Source organism: Promicromonospora sp. NFX87, assembly GCF_048564965.1.
In the GTDB taxonomy this organism is placed as follows: Bacteria; Actinomycetota; Actinomycetes; order Actinomycetales; family Cellulomonadaceae; genus Promicromonospora.
In genome coordinates this window covers 1,451,135-1,476,978 of sequence record NZ_CP183413.1, presented here as the reverse complement: position 1 = coordinate 1,476,978, position 25,844 = coordinate 1,451,135, and the positions used below count along the sequence as shown (strand labels likewise).

Below are 25,844 nucleotides of genomic sequence, written 5' to 3'. Positions count from 1 at the left end.
GTTCGGGTGACGCGCCGGGTCAGTACTCGCTCTTCTTCTCCCAGTCCGGGTCGAAGACACCGCCGTCGGCGACCGTCAGGTAGTCCCGGTAGGACACCGCGAGCAGAGCCTTCGGTACGTCCTTAATCGCGAGGCGCCCCCGCTCGCCCCACGTGCCGTGACGCCGGAACACGAGCTGCCGGACGGCGGCGGTGATGTTCTCCTCGGGCACGAACGCGCCGGTGAACTCGATCTCGACGGAGAGGCCGAGCGTCGCGTACTCCTTGCGGTAGGCGTCGAACCAGCCCGCGTCCTCCGCCTGCGACCGCACGTACCCGAGCTTCGTGGCCCGGCCGCGGATCGTGAACGAGTCGCTGAGCCAGCCCTTGCGGGTCTCGATCGCCGAGGCGGTACCCGGCACGTCAGGCAGCAGGTCGGAGGTCGCGGCGTCGGCGCCGAGCCCCTGGTCGAACAACGGCGTGACCTCGTAGTCGGCGAGGTGGGAGCGCCAGGCCGGCGCGCCCGACTCCTCGTCGTCCCCGAGGGTCGCCGCGTGCACCAGCGAGACCCGTGCGTCGTCGGGGAGCGTGACGTCCTCGTCGTCGACGCCGATCAGCGCGCCGCCGTCGCCCGGCCGGAACGTGACCACCTCCGAGACGCCCGGCAGCTCGGCGGCCCACACCAGCCGCGCGGCGAGGCGGGACATGAGCGGGTGCCCCAGGACGAACTCGCGCCAGTCGGCGAAGGTCCAGGTGCGGCCGGTGACCATGGCCTCGGCGAAACGCTGGGTCTGCAGCGCCACGACGGCCTTCAGCTCGGCGCGGGACTCCTTGAGCTGCTTCTTCGCGTCGGCGTAGGCCTCGTCGTCGTCGGACGCGCGCTGGGCCGGCAGGGCCTTGACGACCTTGCCCGCCGGGTTGCGCAGCTCCAGCGTGAAGGCCTCGGTGATGCGCCCGGTGACCACGCGCTCGCCGTCGGGCGAACCGAGGTCCAGGCGCAGGATCCCGTCGTCGTCGAAGCCTGCGGTCTGGACCGTGCGGTCGGCGAGCTGGTCGGCGTCCCAGCCGTTGCGGTCGGCGATGTCCTGGGCGAGCGCGGACGCCGTCTCCTGGACGCTGCGCTGCTTGAACCGGCGGGACACCGCGAGGAGCTGCTGCACCGCTGCCCGGTCGCCGTTCGCGGCGAGCGCCCGCACCAGGTACTCGGCCTGCGCGCGGCGGCCCTTGTGGGCGGCGAAGTAGTGCTGCGCGGTGGTGGCCAGCTCCGCTCCGGGCATCCCGACGGTGAGCGCGAGCAGCCCCTTCTCCTGCGTGGCCGACCCGAGGTAGGTGGCCTGGTTCTGCCGGTAGAGGCTCTTCCAGAGGTCCTCGACCGTCTGTGCCGCCTGGCTGGCGTAGTACTCCGGGTACCGCTTGATCGAGGCCTGAAGGTTGGTCCAGTTCGTCTGCGCGTGCCGGTCCGCGAAGGCACGGGAGTCCTCGACCGACGGGCCGCGCGTGTCCTGGGCCACCCAGGCCCGCAGCGCGAACGAGCCGAGCGCGGCCTGGGAAGCGGCGTCGAGGAGGCCGACGTACCGGGCGATCAGGCCCTCCCCGCTCGGCGACTTCAGCTTGGTGGCCAGCACCACCCACCAGCGGACGACGTCGCGCGGCACGACGGCGCCCCGCTCGCCCGCAGACTCACCAGCAGAGCCGGCCCACCGCACCTCGGGTAGCTGCTCGAACGGGAACCAGTCGAGGCTCGCGGGCAGCTTGCTCTTCAGTCCCTTGGTGGCCTCCGCCTCCAGGACCTCCGGCGCGAGGTCGGCGGTGATGTCGTCACCGAGGGTCTCCAGCGTGGAGAGCAGCGTGGCGCGGGCGGCCTCCCGGCGTTCCTTCTTCAGCGCGGCGCGCAGGGCCGGCACCGCCGCCGGGTCACCGATCCGGGCGAGCCAGGCGGCCGCCGAGGCGCGCACCTCGGCCTTGGGGTCGGCGAGCGCCTGCTCGGCCAGGTTGCGTGCCCCGGCGTGCGCCTCCAGCACCTCCTGTGCGGCGCGGCGGTGGGTCTTGCCCGTCCCGAGCGCGAGCACCGTGAGCCGGGGCAGCAGGCTCGGCGGGACGGCGGGGAACTCCCGCAGGAGCCGCAGCGCGGTGCCCGTGCCGTTGCCGTACGGCTCCTCGGTGCCGAGGTAACGGTCCAGGACGTCCGTGCGCTCGGCGAAGTAGGACCAGACCGCGGACGGCGCGAGTGCCTCGCCGCCCCACCAGGTCTGGAACACCATGTCGCGGACCTGTTCGTCGACGTTCCGCACCCCGGCGCGGGCCAGTCCGTCGTGGACCTGGCGCAGGTCGGCGGCCTGGTCGAGGTAGGGCCGCAGGGCCCACACGAAGTTCGGCTGCGCCTCCCCGTCCCGGAGCGCGAGCACGCGGATCGCCAGCATGAGCCCGGGCTCGGCGAACAGGTTCCGGAGCTCGTCGGCGAGCCACTGGAAGAGCACGACGTTCTGGCGGCGCGTCTTGTTCGTGGTGGCCACGGCACCGGTCACGCGGTCGGGGACCGCCGCGAGGTCGGCGTCGGTGATCGACTGGAGCTCCTTGAGGGTGCGCTGCGCGCGTTCGGCCCAGTACTTGTTCGCGTTGCCGCCGCTCTTGGCGAGGTCGAGCTGCACGCGCGCCTTGGCGATCTGCTCGTCGAGCACCTTGCGGGCCCCGACCGCCCAGCCGGGTTCCACCACCGGGTCGGGGAGGGGCTCGTACCCGGGCACCTCGATCGTGAAGTCCTTGCCCGCCTCCGTGCTCCCGTCCGTGCCGGGGTCGTCCAGGGCGCGGGACCGCTCCACGGTCTGCTCCAGGAGCCGCACGCGTGCGCTCTGGCCCGCCGCGACCTTGCCGTTCTCGTCGCGGAGCGTGGCCAGCGCCTCGTCGAGCGCACCGATACCGCCGTCCAGGCCGACCAGCCGTGTCACCACCTCGCCGAGCTGCCCGGTCGGGACCTTGGCGAGGTGGGGCCGCAGCAGTGCGACCTGCGCGGCGTCGTCGTGCACGGCGAGGTGGCTCAGAGCCTTCGTCCGCACGCCCTTCGCCTTGTCCACGGCGAGCGCCGCCACGATCTCGACGAGCCCGGCCTCGGCCGTGCGCTTCCCGATGCGGGTCAGCACCTCCTGCTTGCCGTGTGCGCCGAGCTGGGTGGTGACGTCGGCGAGCGTGGCGACGTGCTCGGTCACGTACTGGTCGAACTCCTGGCGCGCGGCCATGGCCTGGCGCGGGTCCTGGTACCAGGAACGCTCGTTGGTTCCCCGGTGCAGGATCGCCGTGAGGACCGTGCGCGCGGCCTCGGCGCCCGAAACCCCGCCCTCCACGGCGACCTGCTCCAGGAACGCGGGCGTCAACCGGTCGGCGACCCCCGCGACCGCCTTGCCGCTGCGGTACCTGTCGTTGGTCCCCCGCCGCGCCCCGTCGTACACCAGGACGTAGAACCACTCGGGCAGCGTGGCGGGCGCCTCGTCGGTGTGGCACACCTGCGCGAGCAGGCGTCCCAGGCGGGCCAGCACCGGGACGTCGGCCGACGCGTAGAGGCGTCCGCGCGCCGTGATGCCGGAACCTTCGTTCCAGCCCTTGTGCACCGCCGCGACCTGCTTGACGACGTCGGGCGACACCCAGCTCGACCAGACCTTGAGGGGTGCGCCGAACAGGCCGTCCAGGTCGGTGTTGCCCGACTGCTGCACGGTCACGAGCACCTCGGGTGTCGCGCCCTCGAGCACGTACCCGACGGCGTCGTCGTACACCCCGGTGCCGAGCAACTTCAGCGGGGCCAGTGCGTCACGCACCGCCTTCACCGTCGTGTCGCCGCCCTTGACCCGGTCCACCAGTTCCTGGAGCATCTCGCGTTCCTCACCCAGCCGTCGGGCACAGGGCACACCTCGCCCCTGTGACGCACCGCAAAAGCAGTGCGCGCCAAAAGGTAGCGGTGACCACTGACACGCGATGCCGCTGACCAGCACGGGCGCCGTGACCCAGGCGCCCGTGCCGGTCGACTCGCTACGGCACCAGCCGGTGCAGGTCCCTCGGGAACGGCGTCACCTCGCGGACGTTGGCCGCCCCGACCACGCGCGCCACCCAGCGCTCCAGGCCGATCGCGAACCCGCCGTGCGGCGGCATCCCGTGCCGGAACGCGGCCAGGTACGACGCGTAGGAGGCCGGGTCCTCGCCGCGCGCCTCCAGCGCCGCGACGTAGTCGGCGTACCGGTGCAGCCGCTGCCCGCCCGTGACGAGCTCCAGGCCACGGAACAGCAGGTCGAAGCTGTTGCTCCACCGCTCGCCGCCCGGCCCCGAGCCCTGCCCCGAACCCGGCTCCGGATGCGTGTAGAACGGCCGCTTGGCCATGGGGTAGCCCTCGACCGCGACGAGGTCGGACCCGTGCTCGGCCAGGGCCCACTCCCCCAGCGCCCGCTCGTGCTCGGGCGCCAGGTCCGGCTCGTCGGACGGCGCGCCGACCAGCGCGAGCGCGTCCGCGAAGTGGAGCACCGGGATCTCCGCAGGGATCTGAGGCACCTCGATGCCCAGCCGTTCGGCGGCGCCCGAGCCGCGTACGGCGTCGGCCATCCCGGCGAGCACGTCCCGCAGCACCGCCAGCACGTCGCGGTGGTCGCGCACGAACCCGAGCTCGACGTCGAGCGAGCGGTACTCCGCGAGGTGCCGCACCGTGTCGTGCGGCTCGGCGCGGAAGACCGGGCCCACCTCGTAGACCCGCTCGAAGACGCCGACCATCTGCTGCTTGTAGAACTGCGGCGACTGGGCCAGGTACGCGGGCCGCCCGAAGTAGTCCACGGGGAACACGTTCGCGCCCGACTCGGTGGCCGTCCCCACGAGCTTCGGCGTGCAGATCTCGGTGAACCCTGCCGCGTCGAGCGTCGCCCGGAAGCCGCGCAGGCTCGCCGCCGTGACCTCCCACCGTGCCTTCTGCGCGGGGTGCCGCCAGGTGACGGCCGCGTGGTCGAGCATCGTCGGCAGCGCGGCGGTGAGCGCCGGCCGCCAGAGCTCGACGGGCGGGGTCTCGGCGTCGTCGGTGAGGGCCGTGATCACGGGCTCCGTGACCTCCACCCCGCCCGGGGCCTGCGGGTTGGCGGTGACCGTGCCGGTCACCTCCACGGTGGTCTCCTCCGGCGGCACCTCCACCGCCTGCCCGACGCCGGTGCGCACCACCACCTGGCCGAGGCCGGTGCGGTCCCGCAGCACGAGGAACGTCACGGTCGCCAGCTGACGACGGCGGTGGACCCAGCCCTGCAGCCGCACCGTCGAACCCGGCGGGGCGTCGGCCAGGTCGCGGGCGAGCGTGCGAGCCGGCATGTCCATGGATGTGGCTACGGCAGACGGGGCTGCGGACGTAGCCGGGGCTTGCGAAGGTGGTCTCATCAGTCCTCCAGAGAGCGAAGGCCCTGGAGGAGCGGGCGGGGGCTAGGTCGCTGTGCCACCACTCCTTCGCCGGGATGCCCCGGCCTCTCGTCGGTACGCCGCACGCGCGGGCGGTGCGTCCGCCCGGACAACCGGGCCGAGGTTCGTCACGCCTCACGCTCGCCACCCAGAGGTTATGCCCGACGGCGCCCGCATCGCCACACGTTTCGGACCGCCGTCCCACGATGCGACGAAAAGTTAGGTTCGCCTAACCGGAGTTGCTATGCTCGCAATGTGATGACAGCTTGTCAGCACGTTTCCGTCGTGCCGGAGGAGACCCTGTGAGCTTGCCCGTCGAGGAAGAAGTTCCCCTGTCCGCCCTGCTGCGCCAGAGCACGCGCGACGAGCACGACGCCGCGAACTCGGAGCGGTTCATCGAGGAGCTCATGTCCGGGGCGCTGACCCGGGCCGCCCACGCCGACCTCTCGGCCCAGCTCCTCGTGGTCTACGAGGCGCTGGAAGAGGCGAGCGTGGCCGTGCGCGACGACGAGCGGGGCGCCGGTCTCGTCTTCAACGAGCTGACGCGCGTCCCGGCCATCGAGCGCGACCTGGCCTACCTGTACGGGCCGGCGTGGCGCGAGGAGATCCGCATCCTGCCGGCGACGCGCCTGTACGCGGACCGTGTTCGCGAGATCGGCGGCAGCCTGCCGCACTACGCGGCGCACTCGTACACGCGCTACCTGGGTGACCTTTCGGGCGGCCAGATCGTGAAGCGCATGATGAAGCAGCACTACGGCCTGGACGAGGAAGGGCTGGCGTTCTACACGTTCCCCGACATCCCGAAGGTCAAGGTGTTCAAGGACGCGTACCGCAACGAGCTGGACCAGCTCGACCTGGACCAGGACGAGGTGGCCGCCACCGTCGCGGAGACGCACCACGCGTTCCACCTCAACCGTGCGGTGTTCACGGAGCTCGCCGAGATCCACTGCTGACCGACTCGCCGACGAAGCTGTCAGATGCCCAGGTCACCCCGGTGACCTGGGCATCTGACACGTTCTGATGACTCATGTCACCTGAGGAAATGCTCACACCAGGACCTGTCACGAATCGGCCGGCCAGGTGGTCGGATGAAGTATGAACACCACCGAACGTCGGATCTCAACGACAGTGCTGGTCATCGGAACGGGCGGGTCCGGCCTACGCGCCGCGATCGAGCTCGCAGAACAGGGTGTCGACGTGCTGGCCCTCGGCAAGCGCCCGCGCATGGACACCCACACGTCGCTCGCGGCAGGCGGGATCAACGCCGCGCTCGGCACCATGGACGCGGAGGACAGCTGGCAGCAGCACGCCGCGGACACCATCAAGGAGAGCTACTTCCTGGCCAACCCGCACACGGCCGAGATCGTCGCGAAGGGCGCCGCACAGGGCATCGCCGACCTCGAGCGGTACGGCATGGCCTTCGCGCGGGAGGACGACGGGCGCATCTCCCAGCGGTTCTTCGGCGCGCACACGTACCGCCGCACGGCGTTCGCCGGCGACTACACCGGCCTGGAGATCCAGCGGTCCCTGGTCAACCGGGCCACGCAGCTCGACATCCCGATCCTCGACTCGGTCTACGTCACCCGGATCCTCACCCGCGACGGCGCGGTGTTCGGCGCCTACGGGTTCGACCTGACCGACGGCACGCCGTACCTGATCCATGCGGACGCCGTGATCCTCGCCGCGGGCGGTCACAACCGCATCTGGCGGCGCACGTCCTCCCGCCGTGACGAGAACACCGGCGACTCGTTCCGGCTCGCGGTCGAGGCGGGCGCCCGCCTGCGCGACCCGGAGCTGGTCCAGTTCCACCCGTCGGGCATCCTCGAGCCGGAGAACGCGGCAGGGACGCTGATCTCCGAGGCCGCGCGCGGCGAGGGCGGCATCCTGCGCAACGCCCTGGGCGAGCGGTTCATGCAGAACTACGACCCCGAGCGGATGGAGCTCTCCACCCGCGACCGCGTGGCCCTGGCGGCGTACACGGAGATCAAGGAAGGGCGCGGCACCGAGAAGGGCGGCGTCTGGCTCGACGTCTCGCACCTGCCGCGCGAGACGATCATGACGCGCCTGCCGCGCGTCTACCAGACGATGCTCGAGCTGCAGATGCTCGACATCACCGCCGAGCCCATCGAGATCGCCCCCACCGCGCACTACTCCATGGGCGGGGTGTGGGTGCGGCCCGAGGACCACAGCACCGAGGTCGACGGCCTGTACGCGATCGGCGAGGCGTCCAGCGGCCTGCACGGCGCGAACCGCCTCGGCGGAAACTCCCTGATCGAGCTGCTCGTGTTCGGCCGGATCGTCGGCCGGGCCGCCGCTGCCTACTCCGCAGGCCTGGAGGCGCAGAACCGTTCGCACGACGCCGAGGCCGAGGCCCGCGCCGAGGTCGCCGACCTGCTGGCCGCCGACGGGCACGAGAACGTGCGTGCCCTGCAGCGGGCGGTGCGCAACACGATGACCGAGCACGCCGGCGTCGTCCGGGACGAGCAGGGGCTGACCGCCGGCCTGCGCGAGCTGGACGAGATCGAGGTGCGCACCAAGAACGTGGGCATCCACCCGGACATCGCCGGGTTCCAGGACCTGGCGCACGCGTTCGACCTGAAGGCGTCGCTCATCGCCGCCCGGGCGACGCTGGAGGCCGCCCGCGAGCGCCGTGAGACGCGCGGGTGCCACAACCGGTCGGACTACCCGGACCTCGACCCGGCCCTCCAGGTGAACCTGGTGTGGTCCCCGCGCACGGGCGTGGTCCGGGAGGAGATCCCGGCCGTCCCGGACGAGATCGCGACCCTGATCCAGACCCAGGAGGTCTCGACGGAAGGCAAGCTGGTCGAGTAGCGCCCACATGATCGTTGAGTGCTGGATATTTGCCCTGTTGTCGACTCAAGAAGGGCGAAGATCCAGCACTCAACGATCGGGGTGGGTCATGACCGTGGTCATCGCGCTTCCCGCGGTGCCGATGTTGTAGCCGCCTCCGCCGCCACCTCCGCCGCCTCCGCAGCTCGTGGCGAGGAGCAGGACGGTCAGTCCCACTCCGGCGGCGACCTTCGCTCCTCGGGAGATGGGTCCTCGCAGTCTGGACATGGTTCCTCCTCGTACCGGTCCGTACCGTCCTTCATACTCCCTTGCGCGGCGAGGCGACAGGTCGGCGTCAGCGGACGACGAGGCGCGGCTCGACCAGGACGTACGCCGTCTCGACGTCCAGACCCTGGCGCACGACGACGTTGCCCGTGGCCCCCATCAGGAGATCCAGCACGCCCGCGGCGACCTGCTCGGGCAGCTGCTCGACGCTGCTGATGCCCAGCGCTTCCGCGGCAGGCGTGTTGTCGAACCCGACGACCGGCAGCTCCGGTCGGCCGAGGGCGGTGGCGGCGAGGTGCGCGCCGATCGCGAGCGCGTCGCTCACGCAGACGATCCCGTCCACCGCCGGGTCGGCGGCGAGCTCCGCACCTGCCACGTCCCGGGCCAGGCCCAGGCTCTCCTCCACCGCCCAGCGCGGGCCCGACGCCCCGGCGTGCAACATCGCCTCGGCCCAGCCGCTGGCCCGGTCGCCTCCGGTCCCCGACCCCTCGGGCCAGCCGAGGAAGGCGATCCGCGAACCCGCCCGGTCCAGCAGGTGCTGCGTCGCGGCACGGGTCCCGGCCGCCCCGTCGACGTCGACCCAGGGATGCGCGGGCTCACCGGTGTCGTCGTCGCGCCAGGGGCGGCCGAACGACACGAAGGGCACGTCACGTTCCTGCAGCCAGCTCGTGCGGGTGTCCTCGCGGGACGTGCCGGTGAGCACTATCGCGTCGATCTCGCCGCCGTCGACGAGGTCCCCCATGCGCTCGATCTCCTCGGCAGGGCTGTGCGCCGCGTAGAGCAGGATCCGCATGCCGCGTTCGCTGGCCCGCTCCGTGAGCGCGTGGACGAACCGGTCGAGCACGACTCCCGAGATCCCGCCGAGGTACGGGTCGAGGCGCACCCCGATCGTGGAGCTGCGGCGGGTGCGCAGCCGGCGCGCGGCCGCGTGCGGCCGGTAGCCGAGCTCGGCGATGGCGAGCTCGACGCGCTCGCGGGTGGCGGGGCGCACGATGCCCGGCGAGTTCAGCACGTTCGAGACCGTCTGGCGGGAGACGTTGGCGGCGCGCGCGACGTCCTCCACTGTCGGAGCCTTCGCCACGGTGCGTCCTCCCTGCCTCTGCCTCGCCGTCCTCTTGAACGATCGAACCGTCATCCTAGGGGGTTGGCCGCCGCGCCTTGACATCGCCCCCGCCGTCTCCCTAATCTCCTGGCTAGCATAATTTGATCGTTCAAACTTTGTCGGCAAGGCTTGCTGGCAAGGACGCCGGCAAGGCCCCGACCGGTCATCACCACGTGCTGCCTCATCAAAGGAGAAGAGACACATGACACGGCACATCTCACGGCGCCTCGCCGGCGCGGGGGCCCTCCTCGTCACCGGCGCGCTCACGCTCACCGCCTGCGGCGGCTCGGGCTTCGAGGAGCCCGCCGACGACGCCGGCACCGGCGCCACCACCGAGCTCACCAGCTCCGACGACGCGCTCTCCGTCCTCATCGCCTCGTCCGGCGACGCCGAGACCGACGCGGTCACGGAGGCCGTCGCCGCCTGGTCGGAGGACTCCGGCGTCGCCGCCGAGGTCCAGGTCGCCAGCGACCTGCCCCAGCAGCTCTCGCAGGGCTTCGCGGCCGGCTCGCCGCCGGACCTGTTCTACCTCTCGCCCGACGCCATCGCCGGCTACGCGGCCAACGGGTCGCTCCAGCCGTACGGCGACCTCGTCGCGAACGCCGACGACTTCTACCCCTCGCTCGTGGAGAACTTCACGATCGACGACACGTTCTACTGCGCGCCCAAGGACTTCTCGACGCTCGCGCTCGTGATCAACACCGAGCTGTGGGAGAACGCCGGCCTCACCGACGCCGACCTCCCGACCACGTGGGACGAGCTGGCGGAGGTCGCGAAGACGCTGACGACCGGCGACCAGGTGGGCCTCGCGCTGAGCAACGAGTACCAGCGGCTCGGCGTGTTCATGGCCGAGGCCGGCGGCGGCCTCGTGGTCGACGGCGAGCCCGTAGCCGACAGCGCGGGCAGCGTCGAGGGCCTCGAGTACGTGCAGACCCACCTCGAGGACGGGACGTTCGCGTACGCGGCCGACCTGGGCTCCGGCTGGGGCGGCGAGGCCTTCGGCAAGGAGCAGGCCGCCATGGTCGTCGAGGGCAACTGGATCACCGGCGCGCTGAGCACCGACTTCCCCGACGTCGACTACCAGGTCGCCGAGCTGCCCGCCGGGCCAGCGGGCAAGGGCACGCTGCAGTTCACGAACTGCTGGGGCATGGCGGCGGACAGCCCCAACCAGGAGGCCGCGCTGAGCCTCGTCGAGCACCTGACGAGCACCGAGCAGCAGCTCGCCTTCTCGGAGGCGTTCGGCCCGATGCCCTCCATCCAGTCCGCGGCGAGCGCCTGGACCGACGCCAACCCGGACCTCGCCGCGTTCCTCGACGGGGCCGAGTACGCGCAGTTCCCGCCGACCTGGGCCGGCGCCACCGACGTCGTCACCGATCTCAACTCCCAGCTGGAGTCGCTGGAGACCGGCGACCCGCAGCAGATCCTCGACGACGCCCAGTCCAACCTCGAAGCGATAGCGGAGTAGCGAGCGATGTCCGCACCGTCCGCTCCCCCGGCGGCCTCGGCACCCACGCCGGCCCCGGCACGAGCGCCACGCCGCGCCGGGTCCCCGCGTGGGCTCCGGCGCGGGGAGGCGCTCGCCGGCTGGGCCTTCACGGCGCCGGTGCTGCTGATCCTCGGCGTCTTCCTGCTGGTGCCGGTCCTGATGGCCCTGTGGGTCAGCTTCTCGGACTGGTCGGGGCGCGGCAGCCCGTTGTCGTCGGACGTCGGCTTCGTCGGCCTGGACAACTACGCCGCGGTGACGACCGGCGGCGGGCTCGCGGAGCGCGACTTCGGCGTCGCGCTCCGCAACAACGCCTGGTACGTGCTGCTGGTGGTCCCGCTGCAGACCGCCCTGGCCCTGTTCCTCGCGGTGCTGGTGAACCGGTCGGTGCTGAAGGGCCGCGGCGTGTTCCGCACGGCGTTCTACTTCCCGTCGGTCACCAGCTCCGTGGCGATCACGGTGCTGTGGCTGTTCCTCTTCTCGACGTCGGGCGTGGTCAACACGGTCCTGGCACGGATCGGCATCGCCGGGCCGAACTGGTTCAACGAGCCGAGCGGCGTGCTGCACAACCTGCTGGGCGCCCTCGGCGTCCGGTCGGGGCCGCAGGCACTGACCGAGCACGGCTTCCTCGGCCTGTCCTGGTGGGACTGGCTGGCGGGCCCCTCGGTGGCGATGTCGGCGTTCGTGCTCATGGCGATCTTCACGACGAGCGGCACCTTCATGCTGCTGTTCCTCGCCGGCCTCCAGAACCTGGGTCCTGACGTCGAGGAGGCCGCGATGGTGGACGGCGCGAACGCCTGGCAGCGGTTCTGGCGCATCACGCTCCCCCAGCTGCGGCCCACGCTGTTCACGGTCCTCACGCTCGGGCTGATCGGCTGCTGGCAGGTCTTCGACCAGATCTACACCGGTACGCAGGGCGGCCCCGGCAAGACGACCCTGACGCCCGCCTACCTCAGCTACCAGTCGGCGTTCCTGTCCCAGGAGTGGGGCCAGGGCGCGGCGATCGCGTTCATCCTGTTCGTCATCATCGTGCTCCTCACGATCCTGCAGCGCTGGGTCCTGCGTGAGCGCCCCGTCGCCCGACGCCGGGCACCGCGCACCCGCGCGAAGGAGGACGCCCGATGAGCCGCACCGCACGCCGGCTGCCGCCGAAGACCGTCGCCTGGCAGGTCGCGCTCTACGTGGTCCTGATCGTCCTGGCGCTCGTCTACGTCTACCCGTTCCTCGTGCAGGTGGCGACGTCGGTCAAGACCGAGGCGGACGCCGCCGCCGACCCCGTCTCCCTGGTCCCCGACCCGCTGACGTGGGGCGCGTACGGCCGCCTGTTCCTGCGGTCGGACTTCCCGGTGTGGTTCGCGAACTCCGCGGTGGTGACGATCCTCGTGACCGCGGGGCGCGTGTTCTTCGACTCGCTGGCCGGTTACGCGCTGGCCCGCCTGCGCTTCCGCGGGCGGGGCGTGGTCTACGCGGCGCTCGTCGCGGTGATGGCAGTGCCGACCGTCGTGCTCCTGATCCCCAAGTTCCTCGTCATCAACCAGCTCGGCATCTACGACTCGTACGCGGGCATGGTCCTGCCGCTGCTCGTCGACGCGGCGGGCGTCTTCATCATGAAGAACTTCTTCGAGTCGATCCCCGCCTCCGTCGAGGAGCAGGCCCGCATCGACGGAGCGGGCACGTTCCGGATCTTCTGGTCGGTGGTGCTGCCGATGGCCCGGCCCGCGCTGGTCACCATCGTCATCCTCTCGTTCCAGGGGTCGTGGAACGAGCTGAGCCACTTCATCGTCTCCGCCCAGTCCCCCTCGCTGACCACCCTCACCAAGGGGGTCGCGTCGCTCGCGAGCGGCCAGCTCAGCCAGGGCAGCCAGTACCCGATCAAGCTCGCGGCAGCGGCGCTCATGACCGTGCCCGTAGCGGTCGTGTTCTTCGTCTTCCAGCGACGCATCATGAACTCCAGTGAAGGAGCCGTCAAAGAATGAGCACCACCCCCGAGCCCGCGGCGCGACAGCAGCAGGACCGGCAGCGAGAACGGCCGATGCAGCCCCTGCTGAGCGACGCCGTCATCGCCCTGCGCGCCCCGACCCAGGTGTGGTCCGGCCGCGACGGCGACCTCGGTGGCACGCCCGTCGACGGCGTCTACCACGGCGACGTCCGGCACGTCAGCGGACTCACGCTGGACTGTGCCGAGTCGGCGGTCGAGTACATCTCCGTCGCCCCGGAGGGCGCCTCGCGCATCGTGTTCGGCGGCCTCCTGCGCGCCGTCGACGACGACCAGCCCGACCCCAAGGTCCGCCTGGTGCGGGACCGCAGGGTCGCCGACGGCGCGCTCGCCGAGACCTGGACGGTGGCCTCGCACCTGACCGAGCCGGTCCGGGTGACCCTGCGCCTGCGGCTCCGGCCGGACTTCGTGACGCTGCACGACGTCAAGGCAGGCATCGCTCCCCCGGCCGACGCCGCCGCCGTCGACCCGGAGGTGGCCGTCACCGTCGCCCCCGGGACGGCGCGTGCGAGCGCCGGCGCGCAGTCGTTCACGCTGACGGCCGACGGCGCATCGGTGACCACGACGTCCGACGGCGAGATCGAGGCCTCCTGGCCGCTCGACGTCCCCGCGCGGGGCGAGGCGCAGGCGGCGTGGTCGCTCGCGCTGCACGACGACTCCCTCGTCGTCCGCGGTGCGGGCGGGACCTGGCCCGGCACGCGTCCCGGATCCGGCCCGCCAGCCGCCCCTGCCGACGCCGACCCCCGCCTCGGCCGCTGGCTCGAGAGGGCGCTCGAGGACCTCGACGCGCTGCGGCTCACCCTGCCCGGCCACCCCACGGACGACTTCTTCGCCGCGGGCGCGCCGTGGTTCTTCACGCTGTTCGGCCGCGACGCCCTGTGGGCGGCCCGGCTCGCGCTGCCCGTCGACACGCGGGCCGCGGCCTCCACCCTCCAGGTACTCGCGCGGCTGCAGGGCACCACCCACGACATCGAGACGGCGCAGGAGCCCGGCAAGATCCTGCACGAGCTGCGCGCGACGCCGTTCGAGATGCCGCAGCACGACGTCGTCCTGCCGCCGCTGTACTACGGCAGCGTCGACTCGACGCCGCTGTGGATCTGCCTGCTCGCCGACGCGTGGCGCGCCGGTATGCCGGACTCCGAGGTGGCCGATCTCCTGCCCGCCCTGCGCAACGCGCTGACCTGGCTGGTGGAGCACGGCGACAGCGACGGCGACGGCTTCCTCGACTACATCGACCGCACCGGCCGCGGCCTGGCGAACCAGGGCTGGAAGGACTCCGGCGACTCCATCCAGTGGCGTGACGGGACGCTCGCCGAGGGCCCCATCGCGCTCTGCGAGGTCCAGGGCTACGCCTACGAGGCCGCCCTCGCGGGTGCGGACCTGCTCGAGGCGTTCGGCTCCCAGGAGACCGAGCCGGCCGCGGCCACGCCGAGCCCGGCGGCGCTGAGCCCGGCAGCGCTCCGCGCCTGGGCGGCCGACCTGCGCGCCCGGTTCGCCCGGTCGTACTGGGTGGAGACACCGGAGGGCCGGTATCCCGCGGTGGCCCTGGACCGGGACAAGCAAGCGGTCGACACGCTGACGAGCAACATCGGGCACCTCATCGGTACCGGCATCCTCGACGCCGCTCAGGAGGAGCACGTCGCCGAGCTGCTGCTCGGCCCCACGATGTCCAGCGGGTTCGGCATCCGCACCATGTCCACCGGCGCGGCGGGCTACTGGCCGCTGTCGTACCACGGCGGCAGCGTCTGGACCCATGACACGGCGATCGTCGTGCACGGCATGCACCGGGCCGGCCTCACCGTGCAGGCAGAGCGTGCGGTGGGCGGCCTGCTCGCGGCGGCGGAGGGCTTCGACTACCGCGTCCCGGAGCTGCACTCCGGCGATCCGGCGACCCGCGCCGGCGTCCCAGCGCCCTACCCGGCGGCCTGCCGGCCGCAGGCCTGGTCCGCGGCCGCGGCGATCACCTGCCTGGCCGTGGCCGGCCGGCGCGCCCCCGCCGACGCCGCCGTCGGCTAGCGGCACGGGGGTCTGCGGGGCGCCGACGGTAATCTGCCGACATGAACCGGGTGACCCTGCAGGACGTCGCGGACCGTGCGGGGGTCTCGATGAAGACGGTGTCCAACGTCGTCCGCGGATACCGGCACGTCAGCCCGGGGATGCGCGAGCGGGTGCAGGCCGCCGTCGACGAGCTCGGGTACCGCCCGAACCGCACCGGCCGCAGCCTCGCGACCGGCCGGTCGAGCATGCTCGGGCTCGCCTTCCCCGACCTCCGGCGGCCGTACTTCGCCGAGCTCGCGCACGTGTTCGCGCGGGTCGCCGAGGCACGCGGCTACCGGCTCCTGCTCGCGGAGACCGGCGCGACGGCGGACGGCGAGCGCTCGGTCCTGCACGACCGCGAGGCCGGGATCATGGACGGCATGGTGCTGCAGCCACAGGCTCTCGCCGCCCGGGACCTGGACGGCCTGCCGCACGGCATGCCCATCGTGTTCCTCGGCGAGGACCCGCAGCCCGCGGGCGCCGACCAGGTGGCCATCGACAACGTCGCCGCCGCCCGCGACGCCGTCGGGCACCTGGTCCGGATGGGGCGGCGGCGGATCGGGTTCCTCGGCCACGAGGCCGACCGCATCTCGTGGACGTCCACGCTGCGGCTCGAGGGCTACCGCGCGGCGCTCGACGACGCGGGTCTGCCCGCCGACCCGTCCCTGCTCGTCGCACGGCGGCAGGACGGCGACGCCCGCGACGCCGAGGAAGCCCTCGGCGCCGCGCTCGACGCCGGGCTGGAGATCGACGGCCTGCTGTGCCGCGACGACCTCGCCGCCATCGGCGCACTGCGCGCGCTGCGCCGGCACGGCCTGGACGTCCCCGCCGACGTTGCGGTCATCGGCTGGGACGCCATAGAGCTCGGCGCGAGCACCGCACCGAGCCTGACGTCCGTCGCGCCGGACACCCGGGCGCTCGCCGAACGAGCCCTCGACCTGCTGCTCGACCGCCTGGACGGCCTCGACGAGCCGGGCCGCCACGTCACCGTGGGACACACGATCCTGTTCCGCGAGAGCGCCCCCGAGCTGGGCTGAGCCGGTAGCGGCGCGCGGGACAGGTAACCCGAGCGGCAGGTGCCGGGTGGACTGAACTCCGTTCAGCCTGGCCCTGCTTAATTTGGCCAGGCTGAACTGTTCGGCTCAGACCGCAAACACGAGCCTGAGCCGAACACAGTTCAGCCCACCTGGCACCTGCCACAACAGCACACCGTGCCCTGACGACGGCGATCTACGAGGCCGCGCTCGGACCCGCCGCCAGCTGTTCGACCAGGGCCGCCCGCACCGGCTCCGGCAGCTCGACCGCAGCGAGCTCCGCCAGCCTCTCGGTGGCGCTCCGCTCGCTGCGGACGACATCCCACGCCTCCAGCTTCTCCGCGTTCCCGATCTGCGCGGACTCCAGGATCACGCGTGCCGCCTCGCGCCGGTCGGAACCGACCTGCAGCGGCCCGCCCCCGACCTGCACCACGATCTCGGCGGCGGTCGGCCCGGCAGCACTCACGCTCCACCGTCCGTCGACGCCGCTCACCTCGGCGGGAGCACCGTCGACCGTGACCGGCCCCTCGGGCAGCGCGGCCAGGAAGGTCACCGTCCACTCCCGGTGCTCGGGCAGCACACGGGTATCACCCGACGCGGCGCCGATGCGGAACTCGCCGCGCTCCCGGTCCCAGGTCAGCGTGGTCCGCGCCGCCGGCCCGTCGCCGGAACCCACCGAGTCGTCCTCGGGGTCCTCGGCCAGGACCAGCTCACCAGAGGCGGCCGGCGCGACGAGCACCTCGAACGCCGTCGGGTTGCGCGTCGCGTCGAGGTCCGCCCCGGCGTCGAGCGGGAGGATGCCGCCCGCACGCAGCAGCACCGGCACCGAGCCCAGGCCGCGGTGCATCTCCACGGTGCGCCCGCCCTGGTAGACGGTGTCGGTGAAGATGTCGGTCCACAGCCCCGCGGGCAGCCACACCCGCACGCTTCCCCGCAGCGACGCGGCGTCCCGGGGCGACGTGACCGGCGCGACCAGCAGCTCGCTGCCGAACTCGTACTGGTTGGGCACGGTGTACGCCTCGCGGCTCCGCGGCTCGAGGTGGTACATCGGCCGCACGAGCGGCACGCCGGCGGCGGCGCGGTGGTTCATGGTGTGCAGGTAGGGCACCATGCGGTGGCGGAACCGCAGCGCGTCGTCCATCGCGGCGCGGTGCTCGGGCGGGAACACCCACGGCTCCTTGCGGATGAACGGGTTGTTCGCCGAGTGCAGCCGCATGATCGGGGAGAAGACGCCGAGCTGCACCCAGCGTGTGGCCAGCTCGTCGTCGCGCACCCCGCGGGTGTGCCCGCCGATGTCGTGGCTCCACCACGAGTACCCGATGTTGGACGCGGTGGCGGTGAACTCGGGCTGGAACGCCAGCGACGCCCAGGAGACCACGGTGTCGCCGGAGAACCCGACCGCGTACCGGTGGCTGCCGGGGCCGGCGTACCGGGAGAACGTCATGCCCGGCCCGCCGTCGCGCGCGGCGTCGATGTGGTGGAAGTGGTTCAGCACCCACAGCGGGTCCACGCCGGGCAGGCCAGAGGTGCGGCCCTGCTGCCAGTCGATCCACCAGAAGTCCACGCCCTGTGCCTCCAGCGGGTGGTGCAGCTCGGAGAAGTAGGCCTGGAGGAAGACGGGGTCGGTCGGGTCGAACGCGACGGGCTGCCCGCTGTCCGGGTCCACGCCCACGGCGCGGGCCATGGCGGGGTACGCGTCCTCGAAGGCGCGGACGCCGTCGGCCGGGTGCAGGTTGAGGGTGGTGCGCAGCCCGCGCTCGTGCAGCGTGCGCAGGAACCGCTCCGGATCGGGGAACAGCGTGGGCTCCCACGAGTAGCCGGTCCAGCTGCTGCCGAACTCCGGCGGCACCGACCCGACCCGGTGCCAGTCCATGTCGATCACCGCGACGGAGAACGGCACGCCCTCGTCGTCGAACCGGTCCAGGAGCTCCAGGTACGACTCCTCGCTGTAGGGGTGGTACCGGCTCCACCAGTTGCCGAGCGCCCAGCGCGGCAGCCGCATCGGATGCCCGGAGACGCGGTACAGGTCCTGGACGGCGTCCGGGTAGTCGCGGCCGTGGGCGAACACGTACAGGTCCTGCCGGCCGGGCACCCGGGAGCCCACCCAGCCGTCGTCCTCGAACAGGAAGGAGACCGAGTCGTCGACGACGGCGATCCCGTCGGGGGCCACGACGCCCGGCTCCAGGTCGATGCGGCCGTCGACGTCGTCGAGCGTGCGGGCGGTGCCGCCCAGGTCCCGCGTCGGCTCGCCGTAGCGCCAGCGGCCCGAGTCGCGGCCCAGCACCTCGACGACGAGCCCGCTCGCGGAGAACTCACCGCCGTCGTACCGAAGCCGCGCGCGCCGCGTGGTGAGCACCACGCCCTCGCCGAACCGTTCGACGGCGAAGTCGACCGGCGGCAGGTCGCGGCGGATCGCGAAGGTGGAGGCGCGGTCCTCGAAACCGCCGTCCGCCGACCGCTCGACGCGGAAGACGCCGTCGGTCAGGACGGTGATCCGCCAGCCGGTGCCGTGCACCTGCTGCTCGGTCCGCGCGTGCGGCGCCGCCTCCGGCAGGGGCCGGATGACGGGCAGGCTGCCGACGATCTCTGACATGTCTCTCCTCGTGCTCGGTTCGGTGCTTGTCGCGGCCCCGCCGAGGCGCGGCCGATGCTCAGTGCTTGACGGCGCCCTGCGTCACGCCGCTGATCACCCAGCGCTGCGCGAACAGGTAGGCGATGATCGTCGGCGCCATCGCCATCAGGTAGGACGCGAAGGCGACGTTGTAGTTGGTGCCGAACTGGCTCTGGAAGATGTTCTGCACGACGGGCAGGGTCTGCAACGTCGGGTCGGACATGATGAGCGACGGCATCATGAAGTCGTTCCAGGACGCAAGGAAGGCGAAGATGCCGACCGTGGCGTTCATCGGCCCGAGCAGCGGCAGGATGATCCGCCAGAAGATCTGCCACGTGCTCGCGCCGTCGATGCGGGCGCTCTCCTCGAGCTCGATCGGGATCGAGCGCAGGTACGCGGTGTACAGCAGCACGCTGAAGGAGAGCTGGAACATCGCGTGCAGGATCCCGACACCCACGGGGTTGTCGAGGCTGGTGAGCGCCGTCAGCTGGATCTGCGGCAGCGCGACGACCGGGAACGGCAGGAACAGCGCCACCATCAGGTAGATCATCGACCAGCGGAAGAACCGGTGGGACCAGTTCCGCGCGATGGCGTAGGCGGCCAGCGAGCTGAGCAGCAGCGTCAGCAGGACGGCGAGCGCCGCTACCGACAGCGAGATGGCGAACGACACCGGGAAGCGCGTGAGCTCCCACGCCTCGGCGAAGCTGCCCGGGTTGAACGGGGCGGGCAGGGAGAACGCGTTGCCGTCCGCGGACTGAGCGCTCGACTTGAAGGCCATCGACAGCGTGACGTACAGCGGCACGAAGACCGTGAGCGTCGCGAGGCCCAGCAGGATCGTCAGGGGCCAGTTCGTGCGGTTGACCCGGCCGGCACGGCTGACGCGGCCGGCAGTGTTCACGGTGGTCACAGCTGGACCGCCCTTCCTCGGGTGGCGACGATCTGGGCGACGGAGATCAGGGCGGTGACGATCAGGAAGATGGTGGCGTTCGCCATCTGGTAGGCGTAGTCGCCGCCGGTGAACCCGCCGAAGATGGTCATCGCGACGCTGCTCGTGGCGGTGCCGGGCCCGCCGCCCGTCAGGCCGACGATGACGTCGTACACGCCGAGGTAGCCCTTCACGCCGAGGATCGTGTTGATCAGGATGAAGCCCGCGATGAGCGGGACGGTGATGGACCGGAACTGCCGCCACGGCGAGGCGCCGTCGAGCGAGCTCGCCTCGTACAGCTCGTTCGGGATCGACGTCAGCCCGGCCGTGTAGACCAGCAGCGCACCGGGGATGGTCTGCCAGGCGGACACGATCACGATGGAGAGCCAGGCGAGGTCCGGGTTGCCGAGGATGCTCTCCTCCAGCGGCCCGAAGCCGACGGCGGTGGCGATGGCGGGGAGCGAGTTCGAGAACAGGAAGTTGAACACGTAGGCGACGACGATCCCCGAGACGACCATGGGGATCACGAACACCGTGCGCAGCGTCGTCGCGAAGCGGATGCGCCGGGACAGCGCCACGGCGAGCGCTAGGGCGATCACCTGCGCGACGACGACGGTGACCAGCGCGAAGCCGAGCGTGAAGCCGTACGACTCGAGCATCCGCGGGTCGGTGAAGAGTGCCGCGTAGTTCCGCAGGCCCAGGAACGACCAGTCCCCGAAGCCGACGTAGTCGGTGAAGCTGTAGAAGATGCCGATCAGGGCAGGAATGACGACGAACGCCGTGAACACCAGCAGCGTCGGTACGAGGAAGAGGTAGTACACCGGCTCGACACCGCGGCGGTGCATCGTTGTACCTTTCATACCGTGGCCTCCCGTCCCGCGAGACGGCGCCAGTCGGCGTCGAGCTGGCGGAGCATGCCCTCGAAGTTGCCGCTGCGGATCGCGGCCTGCAGATAGTTCCCGAGCGGGATCGACGTCGGCACGAAGGTCCCGGCCCCCTGGTAGAAGGCCGCGCGGTCCACGTAGTCCTGGAGCCCGGCCAGGCGCTCGTCCTGCTGCGGCGGGGCGTCGGTGAGCGTGGAGTACGCGAGGTTGTCGCTGTTGTAGGCGTTGATGATCTCGGGCCGCATCAGGAACTTGACCAGCTCGCGCGCCTCGTCCTGATGCCTGGACGCCGTGGGGATCCAGAGGCCGAGGTCGATGTTGACCCGGGCCTGCCGCTCGTCGGGGTTCTCTGAGACCGGCAGCGGGAAGGTGCCGATCTCCAGGTCGGGGTCGACCAGCGCGATCTGGCTGAGCGCCCACGGGCCCTGCAGGTACATGGCGGCCTCGCCCTTGCCGAACGCGAGGTTGCCGTCCGCGTAGGCACGCACCGCATGGTCCTTGTTGAAGTAGGACGACACGGTCTTCGCGCGCTCCATCGGCACGGCGAAGTCCTTCTCGAACGAGACCTCGGAGTCCGGCCCGACGTCGGTGCCGAGCGCCTTCATGCGCCGGAAGAACTCCCCTGGCGCGACGAGGCTGCCGACGGAGTAGTCGAACAGGCCCTGCCAGAGCGTCCAGGTGTCCCGGTCGGTCGCGTAGATCGGCGTGATGCCGGCCCGGGTGAGCTCGTCGCACACATCGACGAACTGCGACCACGTCTCCGGGACGGGCAGCTGGTGGTCGGCGAAGATCTTCTTGTTGTAGATGACGCCGGCGGCGGCGAGCGAGTACGGCAGGACGCTCGTGCGGCCGGGGTAGGTGGCGTACTGGTCGGTCAGCTCGCCGATGTCGGTCCGGACGGTCTGCGCCGACGGCAGGTCCGACAGGTCGCCGAGCACGCCGCGCTTGATGTAGCGGGCGAGCTCGAGGTTGTCGTTGAAGCAGCCGACGTCCGCCGGCTCGTTGCGCACGAACTGCGGCGCGATGGCCACCGTCGAGTCGTGCACCACGGTGATGCCGGGGCGGTCCTCCTCGAAGCGGCGCAGCAGCTCGTCGAAGTACGCGATCACCTCCTGCTTCTGCTCGTAGAAGCGCAGGGTGACGCCTCCCCCGGCGGCTCGCGAGGCCGGCGCGCACCCGGCAGCACCGAGCGCGACGAGGGCCGCTGAGCCGGCGAGGAACGAACGACGACTCAGCGGTACGGGACGACTGGAACCTGGACTCACGCTGCATCTCCCTTGATCACTGCGACCGTGGGAATTTACAGCGCTGTAAATCGGCAGTCAAACGTGTACCGACAGCCGGGCGGGAACGCCGCACCCGTCAGTGAGCGGCCCTGCCCCAGGACTTCTGTGCGCGCGGCTCGCCGCAGTGGTGATCCGTCACGCCGTCCGCGGCACCCGCCAGCAGGCCGGCCAGGATGTCGCGGAGCTGGACCCGAACCTCACCAGGGACGTCGAAGAACTTCTCGGCGTGGGCGTACCCCCGCGCACGGAGCAGGTCGCGCGTGCGCTTCCCGTCGACCGTGAGGACCACCTGCTTGACGCGGCGGTCCGCCGGATCGGCCTGGCGGACGACGAGGCCCCGGCGTTCGAGCCCGTCCACGATGCCCGTCACGTTCGACGGCTCGCACGAGAGCGAGTCGGCGATGGCCCGCATCGGCATCGGCTCCACCAGGTTCACCAGCAGCAGAGCCTGGGCGTGCGGCAGGCCGTGCTCCGCGCCGGCCGCGTTGAAGTCGGCGCTGAGGTGCCCGGCCGCGCCGAAGACGAGGCCGATCAGTTCCTCGAGGATCGGGTCGACTTGCGCGCTCATGAGGCCCATCCTACTCCTTGTTTCAGGAACTGAACTGTTCAGGTACTGAAGCATCTGCTAGGTTCACCATGCTTCAGCACCTGAACCATTCACTACCTGAAGGAGTTCGCCATGACGGACCTGCAGCAGAAGACCCGCACCCCGAACCGCGTCGGTGCCCGTGCTCTGGCGGTGGCCGCAACAGTGGCCGCCGCCGCCCTCGTCTGGCTGGTGGGCGAACCGCTGCTCGGCAACGACCTGGTGGTCGAGCAGCCCGGTCAGGCTCCCCTGGACCTGAACCTGGCCTCGTTCGTGATCATCACGCTCGGCGCGTCCCTCGCGGGCTGGGCGGCGCTCGCGCTGCTGGAGAAGATCACGCGGTACGGCAGGCGGATCTGGACGGGTCTCGCGGTCGCCGTCGTGCTCGTGTCGTTCCTGCCGTTCCTGTCGGCCCAGATGACCACCGGTTCGGCCGTGGTGCTCGCCCTCGCCCACCTCGTCGTCGGCGCCGTCCTGGTCCCGCTGCTGCTCCGGGTGCCACGCGGGAGCGACGAGGCCTGAGCGGCCCGAGCGTTATGCGCGGCGCGCGCCGTCCCACCAGTCGAGCACGCGCGTGCCGTAGAAGGTGAGCCATTTCGACCGTTCCCCCGGCGGGACGTCGATCTCGAACCAGACCCGCCCCGGATGGCGCCCCTCCTGCAGCCAGGTGCCGTCCGGGCGGCGGGCGGCGCGGACCACGCCGACGGCGTCGGCAAGCCTGGGATCAGGCGCGACGCCGTCGTGCAGCGCCGCCGCGCGGAAGTAGTCGAGGGCGTTCAGGGCGCTGAAGCCCCAGCGGAACGGGTATCCGAACCGGGTGGCCCACGGGCCGACGGGCTCGCCGGTCGAGAGCCGGTGGAGGAGCCGGCGCTCCAGGAGGTACTCCTCGCCGGCCCGGCGGGCGGCGCGCACGTCGGCGCCGGCGCCGGTCCGCGCCTCGGTCTCGTAGTACAGGAGACCCTTGAGGGAGTTGAGCGTGGAGTGGAACGACGAGCGCGTCGAGCCCTCCACCCACTCGCAGTTCCAGCCGCCGTCGGGAAGCCGGTGATCCACGAACCACTGGGCGATGCCGGAGACGTCGACGCCCAGCCACACCCCGTTGGCGAGCGTCCAGCTGTTGATGCAGCAGTCGACCTCGCCGTCCCAGTAGGGCAGGTCGTCGTACTCCCACCGGCTGTTCGCGGCGAGCTTTTCCGCGGTCCCGGCCAGCGCTGCGGCGTCGAGACCCCAGTCGCGGAGGCTGCTGAGCGACCAGGTCGTGGCGGTCCAGGGCTGGCCCTCCTCGTCGCCCTGGTAGCCGGCCGGGAAGAAGGCGCCGCCCGCCCACTGCCCGTCCGGGTCCTGCCGCGCGAGGAGACGGGCCCCGAACCCCTCGGTGGCGACCCGTGCCCGGGTTGCCCGCCAGACGTCCTCGGGCGCGCCGGCGAGGTCGCGTTCGACCTGCCAGCGCAGTGCTGGGTCGGCGTCGAGCAACCAGGTGAGCAGCTCCGGCGCGAGAGGCACACCAGGAGGCTACCGCGAGCAGTTCCGAGCGGTCAGGAAGGTGGTTAGGAGGTCGGTCAGGAATCGAGAAGCACCCGGCGGCACGCCGAACCTAACGTGGTGGGCATGGCAAACATCGACTCCGTCACCCTCGAGGTGACCGACCTCAGCTCCGCACGTTCCTTCTACGACGCCCTCGACCTGGGCGACCGGCTCCAGCTCCGCGAGTCCGACACACCCACCAGCGGGTTCCGCGGGTTCCACCTGTCCCTCGTCTGCTCCCAGCCGGGTGACGTCAACGCCCTGTTCGACGCCGCAGTCGCCGCGGGCGCCACCGTGCTCAAGCCCGTGGCCAAGTCCATGTGGGGCCACGGCGGTGCGGTCCAGGCGCCCGACGGCACCATCTGGAAGATCGCGACGTCCGCCAAGAAGGACACCGCCCCTGTCTCACGGAAGGTCGACACAGTAGTGCTCCTCATCGGGGCGGACGACGTGTCGGCGAGCAAGAAGTTCTACGCCGCACGCGGGCTGACCGTGGGCAAGAGCTTCGGCTCCTACGTCGACTTCAAGATGGGCTCCAGCCCCATCGGGTTCGGCCTGTACAAGCGGGCCGCGCTGGCCAAGGACGGCGGGGTGGCCCCCGAGGGGTCCGGCTCGCACCGGATCGCGGTGAACAGCGACCTCGGCGCGTTCACCGACCCGGACGGGTTCGCGTGGGAGCCGGTGCGGGTGAGCCGGTAGCGCCGAGCGCCGGACAGCCCGTCAGTAGCTGTTCGGCGCCTGCACCGACTGCCAGTGCCAGGGCTCCGGGTTGCGCCCGGACGGTTCGGCGAACGGCGGGTGCACCCAGCCGTACGCCTCGGCGTTGGCCTTGAGCCAGTCGTACCGGGCCGAGCCGAACGCCTCGACGCCCCCGCCGATGTCGATCGCCAGGCCCGTGCCGTGGTTCGAGCAGCCGGGCGGCGCGGCAGTCCTGGACGACGGGTCGAACAGCGACTCCTGCTCCGCGTACGTGCGGTAGGACGAGTTGATGGTCAGGTTCACGCCGAACTCGGCCGCGAATGCCTCGTTCAGCTCGGCCAGCCCGCCGACGACGTCCGCCCGCACGGAGTGCCCGGAGGCGAACGGGATCTGCGCCAGCTCCGACGACGACAGGTGGCCGTTCTCCGCGGACCACACCTGGTCCGGCTCGGGACAGGTACCGGCGGGGGTGGTCGTGCCGGTCCCGTCGTCGGCCCCCTCGACGGCGGCGTCCCCGTCCCTGTCCCCGCCCGTGTCCCCAGCGGCCGGGCCGGTGCCGTCCACCTCCGCGTCGTCACCCTCGATCTGGGCGCGGACGGCGGCGGGGGCGTCCTCGGTCCGGGCCTCCGCGGCCCGGTCCTGCCGAACCTGTCGGCCCGAGGCGACCACGGCGGCGGTGGCGTCGCGCAGGGCGGCGGTGACCGCGGGCGCGTCCTGGTGGAGCGCGCTGGTCCGCTCGAGCACTGTTCTGACCTCGGTCGCAGTGCCCGACGGCGACGACGCCACCGCCTCCAGGGACGTCACCAGGTCCCCCGCGTCCTCGATCGCGGCGTCGAGCTTCTGGCGTTCGGGCTTCGCCGCGGCCTTGCCGTCCGGGCTCTTCTGAACGGCTCGCGCAGCCTTGATCCCGCCGACCAGGTCGGCGCGGAGCGCGGCGCTCCCGGCCACCGCCGCCCGGGCGTCCGCCGCGACGGGCTGCGGGTCGGCGGCCTGCGTGTCCGGACCGAAGGGACCGAACGGGCCGAGCGCGTACGCGCCGCCCGCCGCGATCATCAGGCTCACGCCGACGGCGACGATGCCGACCGCCCGCCGTCGGCGCGAGGCGCGCGCACCCCGCCGGGCACCCGGCGCCCGCGGGGGCGCCTGCAGCGCCGGCCAGAGGGGCGGCTCGCTCAGCACCGACGCAACGTACAGCACCGGCCGCACCGGCGGCAT

Annotated in this window: 20 protein-coding genes; 9 read left to right on the top strand and 11 right to left on the bottom strand. The window is 71.8% G+C overall.

The window, feature by feature from the left end:
- Positions 1-19 precede the first annotated feature (19 nt).
- Both ACNYC2_RS06610 and aspS read right to left on the bottom strand, forming a co-directional pair.
- Positions 20-3,838 (bottom strand): DUF4132 domain-containing protein, encoded by a 3,819-nt coding sequence (locus ACNYC2_RS06610; RefSeq protein WP_419706261.1) that lies wholly within the window; start codon positions 3,836-3,838, stop codon positions 20-22.
- A 157-nt stretch (positions 3,839-3,995) separates the two neighbouring features.
- A complete protein-coding gene (gene aspS / locus ACNYC2_RS06605) occupies positions 3,996-5,303 on the bottom strand; it encodes an aspartate--tRNA(Asn) ligase (RefSeq protein WP_419706260.1) in 1,308 nt (435 codons plus the stop codon).
- Between the two features lie 386 nt (positions 5,304-5,689).
- On the opposite strand from aspS, the gene ACNYC2_RS06600 reads away from it, so the two are divergent.
- On the top strand, positions 5,690-6,340 hold the full coding sequence (locus tag ACNYC2_RS06600; RefSeq protein ID WP_419706259.1) for a heme oxygenase (biliverdin-producing): 651 nt from the start codon (positions 5,690-5,692) through the stop codon (positions 6,338-6,340).
- Between the two features lie 142 nt (positions 6,341-6,482).
- The gene (locus ACNYC2_RS06595; RefSeq protein ID WP_419706258.1) at positions 6,483-8,219 is read left to right on the top strand and encodes an L-aspartate oxidase; all 1,737 of its coding nucleotides are present in this window, start codon (positions 6,483-6,485) and stop codon (positions 8,217-8,219) included.
- 69 nt (positions 8,220-8,288) lie between these two features.
- Here ACNYC2_RS06595 and ACNYC2_RS06590 read toward each other — a convergent pair whose 3' ends face one another.
- Positions 8,289-8,465 carry a hypothetical protein gene (locus ACNYC2_RS06590; protein WP_419706257.1) on the bottom strand — a complete coding sequence of 59 codons (177 nt, stop codon included), beginning with the start codon at positions 8,463-8,465 and terminating at the stop codon, positions 8,289-8,291.
- Positions 8,466-8,532: 67 nt separating this feature from the next.
- Entirely contained in the window at positions 8,533-9,543 is a 1,011-nt protein-coding gene (locus tag ACNYC2_RS06585) for a LacI family DNA-binding transcriptional regulator (RefSeq protein WP_419706256.1), read from the bottom strand.
- A gap of 223 nt (positions 9,544-9,766) precedes the next feature.
- On the opposite strand from ACNYC2_RS06585, the gene ACNYC2_RS06580 reads away from it, so the two are divergent.
- The 5 genes from ACNYC2_RS06580 to ACNYC2_RS06560 are packed head-to-tail and all read left to right on the top strand — an operon-like array spanning position 9,767 to position 16,117.
- Positions 9,767-11,029 carry a sugar ABC transporter substrate-binding protein gene (locus tag ACNYC2_RS06580; RefSeq protein ID WP_419706255.1) on the top strand — a complete coding sequence of 421 codons (1,263 nt, stop codon included), beginning with the start codon at positions 9,767-9,769 and terminating at the stop codon, positions 11,027-11,029.
- 6 nt (positions 11,030-11,035) lie between these two features.
- Positions 11,036-12,172, top strand: coding sequence for a carbohydrate ABC transporter permease (locus ACNYC2_RS06575; RefSeq protein ID WP_419706254.1), 1,137 nt, complete (start codon positions 11,036-11,038; stop codon positions 12,170-12,172).
- Complete coding sequence (locus tag ACNYC2_RS06570; protein WP_419706253.1) at positions 12,169-13,023, top strand: carbohydrate ABC transporter permease; 855 nt, start codon at positions 12,169-12,171, stop codon at positions 13,021-13,023. The genes ACNYC2_RS06575 and ACNYC2_RS06570 overlap by 4 nt, the downstream gene beginning before the upstream one ends.
- The gene (locus ACNYC2_RS06565) at positions 13,020-15,059 is read left to right on the top strand and encodes a glycogen debranching N-terminal domain-containing protein (protein WP_419706252.1); all 2,040 of its coding nucleotides are present in this window, start codon (positions 13,020-13,022) and stop codon (positions 15,057-15,059) included. Before ACNYC2_RS06570 ends, ACNYC2_RS06565 begins: the two co-directional genes overlap by 4 nt.
- 41 nt (positions 15,060-15,100) lie before the next feature.
- Complete coding sequence (locus ACNYC2_RS06560) at positions 15,101-16,117, top strand: LacI family DNA-binding transcriptional regulator (protein WP_419706251.1); 1,017 nt, start codon at positions 15,101-15,103, stop codon at positions 16,115-16,117.
- A gap of 193 nt (positions 16,118-16,310) precedes the next feature.
- Here ACNYC2_RS06560 and ACNYC2_RS06555 read toward each other — a convergent pair whose 3' ends face one another.
- The 5 genes from ACNYC2_RS06555 to ACNYC2_RS06535 all read right to left on the bottom strand — a co-directional run bounded on the left by ACNYC2_RS06555 (position 16,311) and on the right by ACNYC2_RS06535 (position 22,388).
- Positions 16,311-18,707 (bottom strand): TIM-barrel domain-containing protein, encoded by a 2,397-nt coding sequence (locus ACNYC2_RS06555; RefSeq protein WP_419706250.1) that lies wholly within the window; start codon positions 18,705-18,707, stop codon positions 16,311-16,313.
- Positions 18,708-18,765: 58 nt separating this feature from the next.
- Positions 18,766-19,632, bottom strand: coding sequence for a carbohydrate ABC transporter permease (locus ACNYC2_RS06550; RefSeq protein WP_419706249.1), 867 nt, complete (start codon positions 19,630-19,632; stop codon positions 18,766-18,768).
- Positions 19,629-20,495 carry a carbohydrate ABC transporter permease gene (locus tag ACNYC2_RS06545; protein ID WP_419706248.1) on the bottom strand — a complete coding sequence of 289 codons (867 nt, stop codon included), beginning with the start codon at positions 20,493-20,495 and terminating at the stop codon, positions 19,629-19,631. The genes ACNYC2_RS06550 and ACNYC2_RS06545 overlap by 4 nt, the downstream gene beginning before the upstream one ends.
- A gap of 11 nt (positions 20,496-20,506) precedes the next feature.
- Positions 20,507-21,799 (bottom strand): ABC transporter substrate-binding protein, encoded by a 1,293-nt coding sequence (locus ACNYC2_RS06540; RefSeq protein WP_419706247.1) that lies wholly within the window; start codon positions 21,797-21,799, stop codon positions 20,507-20,509.
- A gap of 97 nt (positions 21,800-21,896) precedes the next feature.
- Entirely contained in the window at positions 21,897-22,388 is a 492-nt protein-coding gene (locus tag ACNYC2_RS06535) for a MarR family winged helix-turn-helix transcriptional regulator (RefSeq protein ID WP_419706246.1), read from the bottom strand.
- Between the two features lie 111 nt (positions 22,389-22,499).
- On the opposite strand from ACNYC2_RS06535, the gene ACNYC2_RS06530 reads away from it, so the two are divergent.
- A complete protein-coding gene (locus tag ACNYC2_RS06530) occupies positions 22,500-22,928 on the top strand; it encodes a DUF6069 family protein (RefSeq protein WP_419706245.1) in 429 nt (142 codons plus the stop codon).
- 12 nt (positions 22,929-22,940) lie between these two features.
- Here ACNYC2_RS06530 and ACNYC2_RS06525 read toward each other — a convergent pair whose 3' ends face one another.
- Complete coding sequence (locus tag ACNYC2_RS06525; RefSeq protein ID WP_419706244.1) at positions 22,941-23,909, bottom strand: squalene cyclase; 969 nt, start codon at positions 23,907-23,909, stop codon at positions 22,941-22,943.
- 105 nt (positions 23,910-24,014) lie between these two features.
- On the opposite strand from ACNYC2_RS06525, the gene ACNYC2_RS06520 reads away from it, so the two are divergent.
- Complete coding sequence (locus ACNYC2_RS06520) at positions 24,015-24,629, top strand: VOC family protein (RefSeq protein ID WP_419706243.1); 615 nt, start codon at positions 24,015-24,017, stop codon at positions 24,627-24,629.
- A 21-nt stretch (positions 24,630-24,650) separates the two neighbouring features.
- Here ACNYC2_RS06520 and ACNYC2_RS06515 read toward each other — a convergent pair whose 3' ends face one another.
- Positions 24,651-25,808, bottom strand: coding sequence for a D-alanyl-D-alanine carboxypeptidase family protein (locus ACNYC2_RS06515; protein WP_419706242.1), 1,158 nt, complete (start codon positions 25,806-25,808; stop codon positions 24,651-24,653).
- Between the last annotated feature and the right edge of the window lie 36 nt (positions 25,809-25,844).

Coding starts and splice junctions, on each gene's coding strand:
- ACNYC2_RS06610 (WP_419706261.1), bottom strand. CDS start 3,838: ATGCTCCAGGAACTGGTGGACCGGGTCAAGGGCGGCGACACGACGGTG.
- aspS (WP_419706260.1), bottom strand. CDS start 5,303: ATGCCGGCTCGCACGCTCGCCCGCGACCTGGCCGACGCCCCGCCGGGT.
- ACNYC2_RS06595 (WP_419706258.1), top strand. CDS start 6,483: ATGAACACCACCGAACGTCGGATCTCAACGACAGTGCTGGTCATCGGA.
- ACNYC2_RS06590 (WP_419706257.1), bottom strand. CDS start 8,465: ATGTCCAGACTGCGAGGACCCATCTCCCGAGGAGCGAAGGTCGCCGCC.
- ACNYC2_RS06580 (WP_419706255.1), top strand. CDS start 9,767: ATGACACGGCACATCTCACGGCGCCTCGCCGGCGCGGGGGCCCTCCTC.
- ACNYC2_RS06575 (WP_419706254.1), top strand. CDS start 11,036: ATGTCCGCACCGTCCGCTCCCCCGGCGGCCTCGGCACCCACGCCGGCC.
- ACNYC2_RS06570 (WP_419706253.1), top strand. CDS start 12,169: ATGAGCCGCACCGCACGCCGGCTGCCGCCGAAGACCGTCGCCTGGCAG.
- ACNYC2_RS06565 (WP_419706252.1), top strand. CDS start 13,020: ATGAGCACCACCCCCGAGCCCGCGGCGCGACAGCAGCAGGACCGGCAG.
- ACNYC2_RS06560 (WP_419706251.1), top strand. CDS start 15,101: ATGAACCGGGTGACCCTGCAGGACGTCGCGGACCGTGCGGGGGTCTCG.
- ACNYC2_RS06555 (WP_419706250.1), bottom strand. CDS start 18,707: ATGTCAGAGATCGTCGGCAGCCTGCCCGTCATCCGGCCCCTGCCGGAG.
- ACNYC2_RS06545 (WP_419706248.1), bottom strand. CDS start 20,495: ATGCACCGCCGCGGTGTCGAGCCGGTGTACTACCTCTTCCTCGTACCG.
- ACNYC2_RS06535 (WP_419706246.1), bottom strand. CDS start 22,388: ATGAGCGCGCAAGTCGACCCGATCCTCGAGGAACTGATCGGCCTCGTC.
- ACNYC2_RS06530 (WP_419706245.1), top strand. CDS start 22,500: ATGACGGACCTGCAGCAGAAGACCCGCACCCCGAACCGCGTCGGTGCC.
- ACNYC2_RS06520 (WP_419706243.1), top strand. CDS start 24,015: ATGGCAAACATCGACTCCGTCACCCTCGAGGTGACCGACCTCAGCTCC.